The 14,167-nt window shown below is 62.2% G+C and carries 15 protein-coding genes; 5 read left to right on the top strand and 10 right to left on the bottom strand.

The window, feature by feature from the left end:
* Positions 1-109: 109 nt before the first annotated feature.
* On the top strand, positions 110-1,357 hold the full coding sequence (gene ilvA, locus ASE71_RS07670) for a threonine ammonia-lyase (protein ID WP_034791101.1): 1,248 nt from the start codon (positions 110-112) through the stop codon (positions 1,355-1,357).
* A 74-nt stretch (positions 1,358-1,431) separates the two neighbouring features.
* Complete coding sequence (locus ASE71_RS07665; protein WP_060517088.1) at positions 1,432-1,752, top strand: HlyU family transcriptional regulator; 321 nt, start codon at positions 1,432-1,434, stop codon at positions 1,750-1,752.
* Between the two features lie 171 nt (positions 1,753-1,923).
* Here ASE71_RS07665 and ASE71_RS07660 read toward each other — a convergent pair whose 3' ends face one another.
* Complete coding sequence (locus ASE71_RS07660) at positions 1,924-3,897, bottom strand: bifunctional 2',3'-cyclic-nucleotide 2'-phosphodiesterase/3'-nucleotidase (protein ID WP_060517414.1); 1,974 nt, start codon at positions 3,895-3,897, stop codon at positions 1,924-1,926.
* Positions 3,898-4,139: 242 nt separating this feature from the next.
* Between ASE71_RS07660 and ASE71_RS07655 the strand changes: the two genes are divergently transcribed.
* Positions 4,140-5,387, top strand: coding sequence for a sensor domain-containing diguanylate cyclase (locus tag ASE71_RS07655; protein WP_060517090.1), 1,248 nt, complete (start codon positions 4,140-4,142; stop codon positions 5,385-5,387).
* Between the two features lie 14 nt (positions 5,388-5,401).
* On the opposite strand, the gene ASE71_RS07650 is transcribed toward ASE71_RS07655, so the two are convergent.
* Positions 5,402-5,863 carry an Lrp/AsnC family transcriptional regulator gene (locus tag ASE71_RS07650; protein ID WP_034791115.1) on the bottom strand — a complete coding sequence of 154 codons (462 nt, stop codon included), beginning with the start codon at positions 5,861-5,863 and terminating at the stop codon, positions 5,402-5,404.
* Positions 5,864-6,018: 155 nt separating this feature from the next.
* On the opposite strand from ASE71_RS07650, the gene ald reads away from it, so the two are divergent.
* Positions 6,019-7,137 (top strand): alanine dehydrogenase, encoded by a 1,119-nt coding sequence (gene ald / locus ASE71_RS07645; RefSeq protein WP_060517092.1) that lies wholly within the window; start codon positions 6,019-6,021, stop codon positions 7,135-7,137.
* 54 nt (positions 7,138-7,191) lie between these two features.
* Here ald and ASE71_RS07640 read toward each other — a convergent pair whose 3' ends face one another.
* The 5 genes from ASE71_RS07640 to ASE71_RS07620 form a co-directional block, all read right to left on the bottom strand.
* Positions 7,192-7,659 (bottom strand): DUF1203 domain-containing protein, encoded by a 468-nt coding sequence (locus ASE71_RS07640; RefSeq protein WP_060517094.1) that lies wholly within the window; start codon positions 7,657-7,659, stop codon positions 7,192-7,194.
* A gap of 92 nt (positions 7,660-7,751) precedes the next feature.
* On the bottom strand, positions 7,752-8,315 hold the full coding sequence (locus ASE71_RS36865; protein WP_034791121.1) for a GNAT family N-acetyltransferase: 564 nt from the start codon (positions 8,313-8,315) through the stop codon (positions 7,752-7,754).
* Between the two features lie 4 nt (positions 8,316-8,319).
* Entirely contained in the window at positions 8,320-9,174 is an 855-nt protein-coding gene (gene sseA, locus ASE71_RS36860; protein WP_060517096.1) for a 3-mercaptopyruvate sulfurtransferase, read from the bottom strand.
* A 16-nt stretch (positions 9,175-9,190) separates the two neighbouring features.
* Positions 9,191-9,940, bottom strand: coding sequence for an alanyl-tRNA editing protein (locus tag ASE71_RS07625; protein ID WP_060517098.1), 750 nt, complete (start codon positions 9,938-9,940; stop codon positions 9,191-9,193).
* Positions 9,941-9,947: 7 nt separating this feature from the next.
* Entirely contained in the window at positions 9,948-10,988 is a 1,041-nt protein-coding gene (locus ASE71_RS07620; protein ID WP_060517101.1) for a cysteine synthase A, read from the bottom strand.
* A 304-nt stretch (positions 10,989-11,292) separates the two neighbouring features.
* Here ASE71_RS07620 and ASE71_RS07615 point away from each other — a divergent pair, with 304 nt between their 5' ends.
* Positions 11,293-12,135 (top strand): SDR family NAD(P)-dependent oxidoreductase, encoded by an 843-nt coding sequence (locus ASE71_RS07615; protein WP_051659213.1) that lies wholly within the window; start codon positions 11,293-11,295, stop codon positions 12,133-12,135.
* Here ASE71_RS07615 and ASE71_RS07610 read toward each other — a convergent pair.
* The 3 genes from ASE71_RS07610 to ASE71_RS07600 form a co-directional block, all read right to left on the bottom strand.
* Positions 12,123-12,449: an SMR family transporter gene (locus ASE71_RS07610; protein ID WP_060517103.1), complete on the bottom strand. Its 327-nt coding sequence runs from the start codon at positions 12,447-12,449 to the stop codon at positions 12,123-12,125. The genes ASE71_RS07615 and ASE71_RS07610 overlap by 13 nt on opposite strands.
* Entirely contained in the window at positions 12,436-12,807 is a 372-nt protein-coding gene (locus tag ASE71_RS07605; protein ID WP_060517105.1) for an SMR family transporter, read from the bottom strand. Before ASE71_RS07605 ends, ASE71_RS07610 begins: the two co-directional genes overlap by 14 nt.
* Positions 12,808-12,885: 78 nt before the next feature.
* Positions 12,886-14,139, bottom strand: coding sequence for an SAM-dependent methyltransferase (locus ASE71_RS07600; RefSeq protein ID WP_113544639.1), 1,254 nt, complete (start codon positions 14,137-14,139; stop codon positions 12,886-12,888).
* Positions 14,140-14,167: the final 28 nt, after the last annotated feature.

Genomic DNA, 14,167 nt, shown 5'->3' with positions numbered 1-14,167 from the left:
CAGTGCGTCATTTTCAACGCCGGCCCGATTCGAGTCAAAGCCATGGCTTCGGGCGTTGCGATGTGCAATAGCGACGGCCAGCGACCAACTCAACGGAAGACCGCACGTGATGAAGCAGGATGTCGAAACCGCAACCGAAGCCTTGCGGGAGATCTTCCCGCCGACGCCGCTGCAGCTCAACGAGCATTTGAGCGCACGCTACGGTGCGAATATTTATCTGAAGCGCGAGGATCTTTCGCCGGTTCGCTCCTATAAGATCAGGGGCGCCTTCAACTTCTTCCGCAAGGCGATCGGTGCCGGCGCCTCGGGTAAGACCTTCGTCTGCGCCTCGGCCGGCAACCATGCCCAGGGCTTCGCCTTCGTCTGCCGCCATTTCGGCGTGCCGGGTGTCGTGTTCATGCCGGTGACGACGCCGCAGCAGAAGATCGACAAGACCAGGATGTTCGGTGGCGAGTTCATCACCATCAAGCTGGTCGGCGATATCTTCGACCAGTGCTACAAGGCTGCCCGCGACCACGTGGAGGCGATCGGTGGCGTCATGGTGCCGCCTTTCGACCACGCCGACATCATCGAGGGACAGGCAAGCGTCGCGGCGGAAATTGCCTGGCAACTGCCGGAAGAGGTTGTTCCGGATCTCGTCGTGCTGCCGGTCGGCGGTGGCGGTCTTGCCGCCGGCGTCACCGGCTACCTCAAGGATAAGGTTGCAGCCGATCACTTCATCTTCTGCGAGCCGTCGGGTGCGCCGAGCCTGCGCGAAAGCCTGGAAACCGGCAGCGTCGTGACCCTCGATCAGGTCGACAACTTCGTCGACGGTGCCGCGGTTGGGCGCATCGGCGACCTCAATTTTGCGGCACTTCGGCGTTTCTCGCCTGACCAGGTCATGTTGCTATCGGAGAACGCGATTTGCCAGACGATCATCGACATGCTGAATGTCGAAGGCGTCGTGCTCGAGCCGGCTGGCGCTCTTTCGATCTCGGCGCTGGAAGCGCTGGGACCTGAGACGCTTGCAGGCAAGACGGTGGTCGCGGTCGTTTCCGGCGGCAACTTTGATTTCGAGCGCCTGCCTGACGTCAAGGAGCGGGCGATGCGCCACGCCGGCCTCAAGAAGTACTTCATCCTGCGGATGGCGCAGCGGCCGGGCGCGCTCCGCGACTTCCTCAACCTGCTCGGCGACGAGGACGATATCTCGCGCTTCGAATATCTGAAGAAGTCAGCGCGCAACTTCGGTTCCATCCTGATCGGCATCGAGACGAAACATGCCGAGAATTTCCCGGTGCTGAAGGCTCGCTTCGACGCCGCGGGACTGCGCTACCAGGACATTACCGAGAACGAGATCCTTTCCAACCTCATCATCTGACGGGAGTGGGCGTCGCGGTCAATTATCGGCACTTAGGCTTTGACAGGGTCGGCCGCGGCGTCTAAGTCTTGGGCATGGCATCGTTTTTCTCGAAATTGTTCGGCCGATCCGGCAACTCCGAAGACCAGGCGCAGGCAGCAGCGGGGAAATCCGAGGCCTATGCGGATTGCACCATCCGTGCGACGCCGATGCGCGAGGGCTCGCAGTTCCGTCTGGCGGGTAATATCGAGAAGGTCTCGGCCGAAGGCAGCGCCAGGGTTCGCAGCTTCATCCGTGCCGATCTCTTCACGTCCGAGCAGGACGCGATCGACGCGGCGCTGCGCAAGGGGCGCCAGATCATCGACCAGACCGGCCCGTCGCTGTTTTCCGACGACGCCCCGTCGCGCCAGGTCTGAGCCGGCTTGTCTCTTCAAGATAATCTAATGTAAACATAAGCTTGCCTGTCGAAGCTCATGTCTTGCGGCAGGAATGCCGTGGACTTGTGTCGGCGGTTCAGCTGGCTGGTCAACTGCGCGCCAAGCGTGTGGGCGGCCGCAAGCGGCAGCCCACACTTATCGGTTGGGGGCTCAGAGCTTGATGCGGAAGCGCGCAAAACCGTCGGCGGCGTCGCCAGCGTCCTCGATCGTCACGCCCTTCACCTGTGCCAGGAACTGCCGTGCCTTCGGTCCACTGTCGAATGTCACGCTCGTCCCGGCGAGCGGAACGAAGGTCCAGTTGGCGTCGGCCGACGGATTGATCGTGCCCTGGTCGATGATGTAGCGCACCACCACATCGCGGTTGGTGTCGGGAGCCACGAACACTACCTTGTCGGCGGTGATGTCGGGGAAGTTGCCGCCGCCGCCGGCCCGGTAGTTGTTGGTGGCGACGACGAATTTCTGCGCCGGATCAATCGCTTGTCCATTGAACTGCAGGTTCTTGATGCGGTTCGATGCGGCGTTGATCGTGTTGCCGTCCTTGTCGAACTTCGGCGGTACGGAAAGGTCGATTTGATAGGTGACCCCGTCGATGACGTCGAAATTGTAGGACGGGAAGCCGCCGTTGATCAGCGGCGCGTCGGAAGCCCCCGGCTTGACCTCGTTGAAGATGCCGGCCGACATTTCCAGCCAGTTGCGCACCTGTTCGCCTGTTATGACCACGGCCTGCACCGTGTTCGGATAAAGGTAGAGATCGGCGACGTTCTTGATCGCGATGTCGCCCGCCGGAACGTCGGTGTAGTAATCGGCGCCGCCGCGTCCGCCGGCCTTGAAGGGGGCCGCCGCCGAAAGCACCGGCAGGTCGCGGTGCTCGTTGTCCTTCAGCATGTCCTTGATGTACCAGGTCTGCGCCTGGCTGACGATCTGGACCGACGGGTCGTCGGCAACCAGGGCGAAGTAGGAATAGAGCGGCGCGCTGGTCTTGCCGACGGGCGTGCGCACATAGGCAAGCGTTGCCTCGTGGTCCTTTTGTGCGGCGGCCAGAACGTCTTTTCGATCGGCGACTTCAGCCACGACTTTCTTTTCAACGCGCCGATAGATCGGCCGCGCTTCGCTTGTCGAGCTGACGACGCGCCAGGCGCCACCCTCACGCTCGATCAAGAGGTCGATCAGGCCGAGATGCGAACCCCAGAAGCCGCCCATGACGCCGGGCTTGCCGGAGATCAGGCCCTTCTTGTTGTCGACGCCGCCAACGCCATCGAACTTCGGCCCAGGAAAATCGAGATGGCTGTGTCCGGTGACGATCGCATCGATACCTTCGATCGCGGCGAGCGGAACGGATGCGTTCTCGAGGTTCTCCGCATAGGCTTCCTGGCCAATGCCGGAGTGGGAGAGCGCCACGACGATGTCGGCGCCTTCCTCGCGCATCTGCGGCACCCAGGCTTCCGCCGCCTTGACGATGTCGCGGGCATCGGCCTTGCCCTCCAGGTGCTTGGCGTCCCAGGTCATGATCTGCGGCGGTACGAAGCCGATGAGACCGATGCGGATCTGATGCTCCTGGCCGGAACCGTCCTTCACCTTGCGGTCGAGGATGACATAGGGCTTCAGGAACAGCTCATCCTCCCGCGCATTGGCGGCAAGCGCTCCCTTCGTCAGGTTGGCGCAGACGAGCGGGAAGTTCGCCCCGTTCAGCACCTTGAACATGAAGTCCAGGCCATAGTTGAATTCGTGGTTGCCGAGCGTGCCACAGTCATAGCCGAGCACGTTCATGGCCGCGACGATCGGGTGGAGATCGCCGTCCTTCATGCCACGCTGATAGGCGATGTAGTCGCCCATCGGGTTACCCTGCAGGAAGTCGCCGTTATCCACGAGGATGGAGTTGGTCGCTTCGGCGCGGATGGCGTCGATGATGGAAGCGGTGCGCGCAAGGCCGACCGTGTCGTTCGGCTTGTCGCCGTAATAGTCGTAGGGGAAGACGTGGACGTGCAGGTCCGTCGTTTCCATGATCCTGAGATGCGCCTGGTTAGCGGCAGCGCGAACCGAGAATGGATGCAACATGACGAGTGCCGAGGACGCTGCGGCCCCCGCAAGAAGCGAGCGGCGCGTGAGGTTAAGCGGGGAAGTCATCGATGTCATGCGGTCCTCCATTGATCAAGAATGCGGGTCTTCATGGAAACGGGATGCAATCGGGAGTTTTGTTCGTCGGAAGGCGAACGACGGTGGGTGGGCGCCGACTATGCCGGAAAGCCGACGTTTCCGAAAGCGGCAGATTTTCGCACTGAAAGGTCGAGCGACAGCAGACATCCGGTAAAGTTTTCTTCAAGTTTCCTGGTTAACGGTGCTTGAGGAAACGGAACTTTCTCAAGCACATGCCAAACGCCAACCTTCTTCTCTTCGTCGGCGAGGCGCTGGTCTACGTCACGGCGATGATCGGGCTTTTGCACCTTCGTGCCCGGTTGGGTCTCGGGGTCTTTGTCGCGGCCCTCGGCGTCATGCACTTCATCGAGACCTATCTTGCCGCGGTCTTTTATGTGCAACTGCCGTTCGGCGTGATTTCGCCCGGATCGGCCGTGCTGTTCTCCGGCAAGCTGATGATGATCCTCCTCCTCTATGTGAAGGAGGACGCAGCAACGGTGCGCCAGCCGATCTATGGTCTGCTCGCCGGCAATTTCCTGACGGTGGCGCTCAGCCTTCTGCTGCGGCAGCACGATACGGTGTCGATCGTGGCGGAGCGCTCCGCCGACCTCGCCTTCATCGACGAGATGGGGTGGCTGATGGTCTGGGGAACGACGATCCTCTACTTCGATGCGCTGATGATCATCCTGCTCTACGAGCGCCTCGGGCGGTGGTTGCGTCACTTCGTGACCGTCCGTTTCCTCATCTGCGGTTTCGTGGTGCTCACCTTCGATCAGGCCGCCTTCTATGCGGCGCTGCGCTGGTGGAACGGCGCGCCGGCCGAGGTCTTCTGGGGCGGCTGGATGGCGAAAATGCTGGCAGCACCCTTCTATGCCATTGCCGTCGGCCTTTATCTCAACCTCTCGCGCCACCCGTCGCTTGCCATGTCGGACCGACCGCTTGGCGACATCTTCAACACGCTGACCTTCCGTGAGCGCTACGAGGACCTCTTGTCGCGCTCCGGGCAGGACACGCTGACGGGCTCGCTCGACCGCAGCCGGTTCGAGGCCGAGGCACCGGCAATGCTGCGCGCCGCGAGCGCCGAGAACGCAGCCGTGACGCTGATGATCATCGACGTCGACCACTTCAAGGGTGTGAACGATCGATTTGGCCACCTGGAAGGGGACCGTGTGTTGCAGCGTCTGGTGGAAACGGTGAAGTCGAAATTGCGCCCGGTCGACCGGCTGTTTCGCTATGGCGGCGAGGAATTCGTTATCCTGTGTCCGGCAATGATGCATGCCGATGCGCTGCGCCGCGCCGAGGAGATCCGGATTGCGATCTCAGATCAGATTGCGACGCCGGACGGTCGCTCGGTTACGGCGAGTATCGGGCTTTCTTCGACGCCTGCCGATGGGGTCTCTGTCGAGGATTTACTGGCGCAGGCCGATCTGAGGCTCTACGCCGCCAAGGGACGCGGCCGCAATTGCGTCGTCGGCCGATAGGTTTTCGGCCGCTTTCAGATGCCGACATTCGGCCGATCGATGATTTCGCGCAGCGAGAAGCTGGAATTGATCTTCACCACATGGGGCAAGGCCGAAAGCCAGTCACGGTGAATGCGTTCGTAGTCTTGCAGATCCTTGGCCGCGACCCGCAGGATGTAGTCATATTCTCCCGACATCAGGTAGCAGACAAGCACGTTCGGACAGAGCTTTACCGCTGCCTCGAATTCGGCGAGCGTCTTTGCGAACTGCCCCGAGAGCGAAATATGCACGATGACCATGATCTGGTAGTCGAGCGCCTTGTGGGCGATCCGCGCATGGTATCCGGCGATCGTTCCCGATTTTTCCAGGATGTCGACGCGCCGAGAACAGGCGGACGGAGAGAGTCCGACCTTCGCTGCGAGGTCGGCATTCGAGATCCGGCCGTTCTGCTGAAGAATGCGCAGAATCGCATGATCGATGGCATCAAGTTCGCTCATTCGTGATTTCCCTCAATCCTGCGCCCATTGTCGCAACATTCTTCGAAATCAATGCGCGCTGGCTTTCGTCTTTGCAAGGACATTCGATTGTCGGCGTGTTTTGCTGATTGCCTCGTCAAAAGCGGCGCAAAGCCCAACAGGAGAGGAACGCAAGGATGCGTGTCGGTTGCCCGAAGGAAATCAAAAACCATGAATATCGTGTCGGCCTGACGCCCGGCTCGGTGCGTGAATATGTTGCCCATGGCCACGAGGTAATCGTGGAGACCAAGGCCGGGGCAGGGATCGGCGCGGACGACGATGCGTACCGTGCCGCTGGCGCGAAAATCGTCGCGACGGCGAAGGACGTGTTCGAAAAGTCGGACATGATCGTCAAGGTCAAGGAGCCGCAGCCCTCCGAATGGGCGCAGCTGCGCGAAGGCCAAATTCTCTATACCTATCTGCATCTTGCGCCCGATCCGGAACAGACCAAGGGCCTGTTGAATTCCGGCGTCACGGCGATTGCCTATGAAACCGTCACCGACGATCGCGGCGGCCTTCCGCTGCTTGCGCCGATGTCGGAAGTTGCCGGGCGCTTGGCGATCCAGGCCGGTGCGACTTCGCTGCAAAAGGCCAATGGTGGCCGCGGCATCCTGCTCGGTGGCGTGCCGGGCGTGCTGCCGGCCAAGGTGACCGTCATCGGCGGCGGTGTCGTCGGCCTGCATGCCGCCCGCATGGCGGCGGGTCTTGGCGCTGACGTCAGCATCATCGATCGCTCGATCCCGCGTCTGCGCCAGCTCGACGATCTCTTTGCCGGTCGCGTGCACACGCGCTATTCGACCATCGACGCGCTGGAAGAGGAAGTGTTTTCAGCCGATCTTGTCATCGGCGCCGTGCTCATCCCGGGGGCAGCAGCACCAAAGCTTGTGACCCGCGAAATGCTGACCGGCATGAAGAAGGGGGCCGTCATCGTCGATGTCGCCATCGACCAGGGCGGCTGCTTCGAAACCTCGCATGCCACGACCCATTCCGATCCGACGTATGAAGTCGACGGCATCGTGCATTACTGCGTTGCGAACATGCCGGGTGCCGTGCCGGTGACCTCGGCGCATGCGCTCAACAACGCGACACTGCATTATGGTCTGCAGCTCGCCGACAAGGGCCTGAAAGCGATTGCCGAAGACCGGCATCTGCGCGCCGGCCTCAACGTGCACCGCGGTCGCGTCACCAACGCGCCTGTCGCCGAAGCGCTCGGCTATGATGCCTATGCGCCGGAGGCGGCGCTGAACGTCGCCTGACGGAATTGATCCAGCGGCCCGGCAAGCGATGCCGGGCCGATTGCCACGAAGGCGTCAGGCGGTGACGATCCGGCACTGGTAGCAGTTGTACTTGGTCGAGCGCACATGGACGGCTGAAATGTCGGATCGTGCCAGCAGTTCATTCGCTCGAGTTTCAAGCTGTTCCCTGGCGATGACATCACCGGTCCCATAGACGATCCGTTCGTCGGGGCCGTAGCCGCGCAGGAGATAGCTGTCACGCGAGCTCAGGATCGGCGGCAGGGTTTCGCCATCATGCGCCGGGCACGCCTCGGCGTGCATGAACACCGGGCCGGTTTCCGCGTAAGGCTGCAATGAGGAAAACGGTCGAAGCGCGAAAACCAAATAGGGCGCGCCGGCTTCGACATAATCCAGGCAATGACGGCACGGTACGCCGTCGCCATCGGAGATCTGTCGCTCCGGCGCATTGCCATAGGCGTCCAGCCCGCCCTCTCTCATCCGACGGGCTTCCGCTTCAGACATCGGAATATAGCGCAGCGACATCGTGTATCTCCTTGATCGGCTTGAATTGTTCGATCAGGAGAGTGCACCGGCCGCAGCCATCGGGACACCCGGAACTTGCCGGATGGTGTTCGTCAGAGGTTTTTCACCAGGCTCAGAAGCTCGGCATCGGTCAAAGGCTCGACCGTGGCCTCGCGGGTCGCGACTGGCGAGAAGCCGAATTGCTGATAGAGCTGCAGTGCGCGGGGATGGTCGAGGTTGTTGGTGGTCACCTTCAGCTTGCTCGGATTCAGCGCCCAGGCGGCAAACAGCGTCTGCAGCAGGAACCATTTGCCGAGCCCGAGGCCGAGTGCGTGTTCCATCAGCCCGAAATGCACAAGCTCGACCACATCGTCGTCGCCCTGATGCAGTTCGAAGAATCCGGCCGGCGCGCCGTTGACGTAAAGAACCGTCACGCTCCTCCGCTTGTCGCCAAGCAGTGCTGCCAGATCCTCGTCGCTCATCCGCAGCCGTTCGGTCCAGTGCCAGCGACGTCCGACGCGCAGATAGAGAAACCGATAGTAGCCGAGCGGAATGTCGGAGACGCGCAGGATCGCCGTCTGGATATTGACCGGCATCGGCAGGCTCTGCTTCGGCGGAGCGGTCATTTCGAGTTCGGTGACGTGCGCCGTCAGTGAGGCGAGCTTCGGAGGGCGCATGGCGTCACTCGCGACCTGTGACGACGGCGGTGTCGGTGCGGCCACCCCATTCCGACCAGGATCCGTCATAGAGCGTGTTGTCGGTGTGGCCGAGCGACTGTAGCGCCAGGGTGATGATGGCGGCAGTTACGCCCGATCCGCAGGTCGTGACCACGGGCTTCGAAAGATCGACGCCGGCCGCTGCGAAGGTCTGGCGGAGGCTCTCAAGATCCTTGAGCTTCCCGTTTTCCGAAAAGACGCCGGAAGGAAGGCTGTGGGCGCCGGGCATGTGACCGGAACGAAGGCCGGCACGCGGCTCGGCTTCCTCGCCATAAAAACGCGGGGCGCCACGGGCATCGGCGACCTGGATCGCGCCGTCGGCGACGATCTGCTTCATTCCGGCCAAGGAGGTAACGGCGGTGGGCGTAAAGCTCGGCTTGAACGTGGCCGGCTTGGGCGAGGGGACATCCGTGCTGACGGGTCGGCCTTCCCGGTTCCAGCCGTCCATGCCGCCATCGAGCACATAGACATTCTTGGCACCCATGATGCGCAGTTCCCACCAGACGCGCGGCGCCGTCATGATGCCCGGGCCGTCATAGACGACGATCGTATCCGTCTCGCTGACGCCAAGCGTGCCGACGGCTTCAGCAAAGGCTTCCGGCGAAGGCAGCGTATGCGGCAGGCCGCTCGTATGGTCGGCAATGGCATCCTGGTCGAAGAAGACAGCACCGGGAATGTGGCCGGCGTCGTATTCCGCCTTCGGGTTGCGCTTCTGTGCCGGCAGGTACCACGACGCGTCGAGGATCCGGATCGACGGATCGCCGAGGCGCTCCTGCAGCCAATCGGCGGAAACGACAAAGGCGCTCTTGTTGTTGGTCACGGTCGCAACTCCTTACTCAAACTGATGCGCGGTCTTCGGCGGTGCCGAAGCGGATACGGAACCGGCGGTTCTCCTTACCCTTCTTCTCGATCTTGGCGATGTGGATGGCGCCGACTTCCTGCGTCTCCGACACATGCGTACCGCCGCAGGGCTGGCTGTCGACCGCCGAGTTCTCGCCGATGCAGACAAGGCTGACGCGCCCAAGGCCGATCGGCGGGCGAACATTCTTCGACTTGACGATGCCGGGGTTGGCGGCCAACTCGTCGTCGGTAATCCACTGGACGTAAACGGGGTGGTTTTCGTCGACGAGCTTCATCAGCGCTGTTGTGACCTCGTCCCGGTCGATCGTCTCGTTCATGTCGAAATCGACACGGCTCTCGTCCTCGCCGACCGACGCTCCGGTGATCGGGAAGGGGCAGACGACCGAAAGCAGATGGCAGGCCGTGTGCATGCGCATCAGCCGGTAGCGGCGCGGCCAGTCGATGTGCAGAACCAGCTTCTCGCCGATCTCGGGCGCCGGCTGGCCCTCGGCCGGCACATGGATGATGATATCCTTGGTCTCCCCATGGCGGGCGACCGCGATGTCGATGCGGCTGCCATCGGCGCGCTCCAGAAAACCCGTGTCGCCAGGCTGGCCGCCGGAGGTGGCATAGAAGCAGGTCTGATCAAGCTCGATCCCGCCACCTTCGAGGATTCCGGTGACGCTGGCCTCACATGTCGAGAGGTAGAAGTCGTCACGGAAGAGGGCAGTCACGGTCCTGGTCATCGCATTCCTATCCAACTGATTCGTATGGCACTGCAATGTTGGAAGCCGTCTTCAACCACGTCGGCACCGGCAGCCCCTTGGAGGCGAGGAAGTCCGGGTTGAAGAGCTTCGACTGATAGCGGTTACCATAGTCGCACAGGATCGTCACGATCGTATGTCCCGGCCCGAGGTCCTTGGCGAGCCGCACGGCCCCGGCGATGTTGATGCCCGTCGAGCCACCCACGCAAATGCCTTCCCGTTCGATCAGGTCGAAGACGTAAGGCACGGCTTCCGAATCGGGAATCTGGTACGAGAAGTCGGGTGTGAAGCCTTCCAGATTGGCGGTGATTCGGCCCTGGCCGATGCCCTCGGTGATCGAGCTTCCTTCGGATTTCAGTTCGCCATTGGCGTAGAAATTGTAGAGGGCCGCACCTTGCGGGTCCGCCAGGCCGATCTTGACCGCGGGGTTCTTGGCTCTGAGGCCCTGGGCGACGCCGGCCAGCGTGCCGCCGGAGCCGACGGCGCAGATGAAGCCGTCGACCTTGCCGTCCGTGTCGCGCCAGATCTCGGGCGCCGTGGACTCCACATGGGCGTCACGGTTGGCGACGTTGTCGAACTGGTTGGCCCAGATCGCCCCGTTTGGCTCGGTCTTGGCCAGTTGCTCGGCGAGGCGGCCGGAGATCTTCACGTAGTTGTTGGGGTTCTTGTAGGGAACGGCCGGCACTTCGACCAGCTCGGCGCCGAGCAGCCGCAGGGCGTCCTTCTTTTCCTGGCTCTGGGTTTCCGGAATGACGATGACGGTGCGGTAGCCGAGCGCCTGGCCGACCAGCGCCAGGCCGATGCCGGTATTGCCGGCCGTACCTTCGACGATGACACCGCCCGGCCGCAACTGGCCGGTGCGCTCCGCATGGCGAATGATCCAGAGCGCCGCGCGGTCCTTCACCGATTGTCCGGGGTTCAGAAACTCGGCCTTGCCGAGGATCGTGCAGCCTGTCGCGTCGGATACGGATTTCAGCCGGATCAGAGGCGTGTTTCCGATTGCTTCGAGCACGGACGGGAGAATGGCCATTTTCAGAACCTCGTGTTTGAGGACAGGCACCGCGGTAAGGCGGCACGTACCAGGTAAAAGCGAACGGCGGCCAGCGAATATCGACAACGTTCCGGGACCGCCGAAATGTTGGCGTGTTTTCGGCTCAGCCTGCACTTCAGGCAAGAAATAGCGTTTCGCCGTCGCTCTGTCCCGAACAAAAATCGTCTCCAGGGACTGCGAGAGCCGGCGGCAAGGAGCGCTGCCGCGAAGAAGGGCCGGGCAAGTCATTTTTCGCCCACAGAAGGAGATGCGTCCGTGTTTCCCGGCGCGTGCCGAGGAGTGAGTGATGAGTATTCAATCTACGAAATCGGAACAGAAACTGGCTTGGGTGACGGGCGCAAGCTCGGGAACCGGGCGGGCACTGGCGCTCGCGCTGGTGCGGGAAGGCTATTCCGTCGTCGTGACGGCGAGAAACCACGACAGGCTCGTGGACCTGCAGCATGAAGCAGCAAGCGAAGGGCGGATCACCGTGCTCGACGGCGATGTCACTGACCCTGCCGACATGGAGCGGGTGATGGCGGCGATCGAATATGATCACGGGCACCTTTCGCTCGTGGTGCTGAACGCCGGGGTCGCGCTGCCGGTGCGCGGAGACGAGCTTCACCGCGAGGCCTTCGAGAAGAGCTTTGCCGTCAACCTCAACGGCGTCGTCAACTGTCTCTTGCCGGCGGTGGACCACATGAAGACGCAGGGGTACGGACACATCGCCATCGTCTCGTCGGTGGCCGGCTACGGCGGACTGCCGACCAGTGCCGCCTATGGCGCCACCAAGGCCGCGCTGATCAATATGGCGGAAAGCCTGAAGTTCGATCTCGACCGGCTCGGCGTCCGGCTGCAGATCATCAGCCCCGGCTTCGTCGATACGCCCGGGACCGCGCGCATTCGCTTTCTGCGACCGGCGCCGGTGAACAGTGAAGAGGCGGCAAGGCGCATCGTTGCCGGCCTGAAGTCGCGAAGGTTCGAAATTGCCTTCCCACGCCGGTTTGCCTACGCGGTGAAGCTCATGGACCTGCTGCCCTACAGCCTCTATTTCCGCCTGCTGAACTGGCTGACCCGCGGTAAGGCGGAGGCCATGGAAGGACAGAAGCGTGCCGGACCCGGCGGGCGCCCGCGTCAGGCGGTGTGAAGCACCAGCACCGCGCCGAAGATGAGCGCCAGTCCGACCCAGCCGATCGGCTTCAGCTTCTGACCGAACAGCAAGCGGCCGCAGATGGCTGTCCCGAAGATCCCGGTTGCGCCAAGTACGGCATAGGCGATGGCGAGCTCCATGCCCTTGATGGCTTCCGCCAGGAAGGCAAAGGCGGCGAGCACCAGCAGAATCGAAAGGATGCCCCAGCCGCGGCGGGCGAACCCTTCCGATTTCGTCGAGGCGAGGTTGGCCGCAATATCGAGGATGCCGGCCACGACCGCGAGAACGAAGTAGATGCTAGGCGCGCTCATCGGCGGCTCCTTCACGCGCTGCCTCGTCCTCGTCATGATACTCGCCGGCATTGACGAGCAGGATGCCGACGATCGCCATCGAAAGCCCGAGCATTTCGCGTCCGGTCAGCACATGGCCGAAGACGAAAACCGAAACCAGGGTGATGATGGCGACGCCCGAACCTTCCCAGATCGCATAGGCGACGCCGACCGATATCGTCTTCACCGCCTTTGCCAGGAAGACGTAGGAGAGTGCGATCGAGACATACATGACGATGTGGCCGAGATAGGAGCCGCTTTCGGAAGCGGCCTTCATCACCGTCAGGCCCACCACTTCGGTCGCGATGGCGAGCGCGAGGAAAAACCATGCAAGACGCATGCTGTACCTTTGAACAGAAACTTGGATCGACCGCCTCTTAAGCGCTACGGGTGACGCGGTAAAGACGCGCCGTGCGCTTCACTCGAAGACGATCTGCCGGACGTCGATGTTGCGGGCACGGAACCCGGCCTCGCAGTAGTAGAAGTAGAACTCCCACAGCCGCTTGAAGCGCAGGTCGAAGCCGAGCGGCTCGATCCTGTTCCAGACCGCCCAGAACCGCTCCCGCCATTCGCCGAGTGTGCGGGCATAGTCGACGCCAAAGCCGAAGTCGTTGATCATCCGCAGGCCGACATTGCGGCCAAGCTCGACCAGATGCTCGCGCGTTGGCAGCATGCCGCCCGGGAAGACGTATTTCTGGATGAAATCCGGATTGGAACGATACTCCTCGTAGGATTCGGGCTTGATCGTGATGATCTGCAGTCCGGCCTTGCCCCCGGGTTTCAGGCACCGCTTCAGCTGCGAGAAATAGGTTGCCCAGAATTTTTCGCCGACGGCCTCGAACATCTCGATCGAGACGATGCGGTCATAGGTACCCTTTTCTTCACGATAGTCCTGGAACTTCAATTCGACCCGGTCGGCAAGGCCCGCACGCTGCATGCGTTCGCGTGCGAAGGCCAGTTGCTCGCGGCTGATCGTCAGCCCCGTGACCTTGCAGCCGATTTCCGCTGCCGCAAATTCGGCAAAGCCGCCCCAGCCGCAGCCGATCTCAAGCACATGATCGCCGGTGCGCAGGTTCGTCGCTTCCGCGAGCGCGCGGTATTTGGCTTTCTGCGCTGAGCGAAGATCATTGGCGCCCGTTGCATAAAGCGCAGACGAATAGGTCATGCTCGGATCCAGCCATTCGCTGTAGAAGGCGTTGCCGAGGTCGTAATGGGCCGAGATGTTGCGGCGCGCGCCGGAGTGGGTGTTGGCATTGCGCCAGTGCAGGAACTTGTCGAAAAGGCGCAGGAGCCCGCGCGCACGGTTCGGAAAATTCCTGCCGATTTCGGCATTGACGAGGAACAGTTCGAGAAAGGCGCCGACATCGGGACTGTCCCAGTCGCCGTCGATGTAGCTTTCCGCAGCCCCGATGGTGCCGCCCGAGATAGCACGCTGCGGCAGGTTCCAGTTGTTGAGGTTGAGGATGGCGCTGGGGCCGGCCCTGGCGCCTTTGATCACCAGCCTGCGGCCGTCTGGCGTGGCGAGCATCAACGTTCCCACCTGAAGGTGCACCAGGGCGCCAAGCACCATGCGCGCCTTGAGCGGAAATTCCCGCACGGCCGTCGCCAGATTTTCGGAAGATAGCTCCACCGCACCGGCAAATGCAGCAAAATCGGCTTCCAGGTTACGCATACACCACCCCCTCAGCTGTTGCATCCGT

This window comes from Ensifer sp. Root954, from assembly GCF_001429005.1.
Taxonomy (GTDB): Bacteria; Pseudomonadota; Alphaproteobacteria; order Rhizobiales; family Rhizobiaceae; genus Ensifer; species Ensifer adhaerens.
Note: the sequence above shows the minus strand (reverse complement) of the source record. Positions and strands in the feature narration are given on the sequence as shown.

Coding starts and splice junctions, on each gene's coding strand:
- ilvA (WP_034791101.1), top strand. CDS start 110: ATGAAGCAGGATGTCGAAACCGCAACCGAAGCCTTGCGGGAGATCTTC.
- ASE71_RS36865 (WP_034791121.1), bottom strand. CDS start 8,315: ATGCGCCCTCCGAAGCTCGCCTCACTGACGGCGCACGTCACCGAACTC.
- ASE71_RS07660 (WP_060517414.1), bottom strand. CDS start 3,897: ATGACTTCCCCGCTTAACCTCACGCGCCGCTCGCTTCTTGCGGGGGCC.
- ASE71_RS07655 (WP_060517090.1), top strand. CDS start 4,140: ATGCCAAACGCCAACCTTCTTCTCTTCGTCGGCGAGGCGCTGGTCTAC.
- ASE71_RS07620 (WP_060517101.1), bottom strand. CDS start 10,988: ATGGCCATTCTCCCGTCCGTGCTCGAAGCAATCGGAAACACGCCTCTG.
- ald (WP_060517092.1), top strand. CDS start 6,019: ATGCGTGTCGGTTGCCCGAAGGAAATCAAAAACCATGAATATCGTGTC.
- ASE71_RS07625 (WP_060517098.1), bottom strand. CDS start 9,940: ATGACCAGGACCGTGACTGCCCTCTTCCGTGACGACTTCTACCTCTCG.
- ASE71_RS07610 (WP_060517103.1), bottom strand. CDS start 12,449: ATGAGCGCGCCTAGCATCTACTTCGTTCTCGCGGTCGTGGCCGGCATC.
- ASE71_RS07605 (WP_060517105.1), bottom strand. CDS start 12,807: ATGCGTCTTGCATGGTTTTTCCTCGCGCTCGCCATCGCGACCGAAGTG.
- ASE71_RS07600 (WP_113544639.1), bottom strand. CDS start 14,139: ATGCGTAACCTGGAAGCCGATTTTGCTGCATTTGCCGGTGCGGTGGAG.
- ASE71_RS07650 (WP_034791115.1), bottom strand. CDS start 5,863: ATGAGCGAACTTGATGCCATCGATCATGCGATTCTGCGCATTCTTCAG.
- ASE71_RS07665 (WP_060517088.1), top strand. CDS start 1,432: ATGGCATCGTTTTTCTCGAAATTGTTCGGCCGATCCGGCAACTCCGAA.
- ASE71_RS07640 (WP_060517094.1), bottom strand. CDS start 7,659: ATGTCGCTGCGCTATATTCCGATGTCTGAAGCGGAAGCCCGTCGGATG.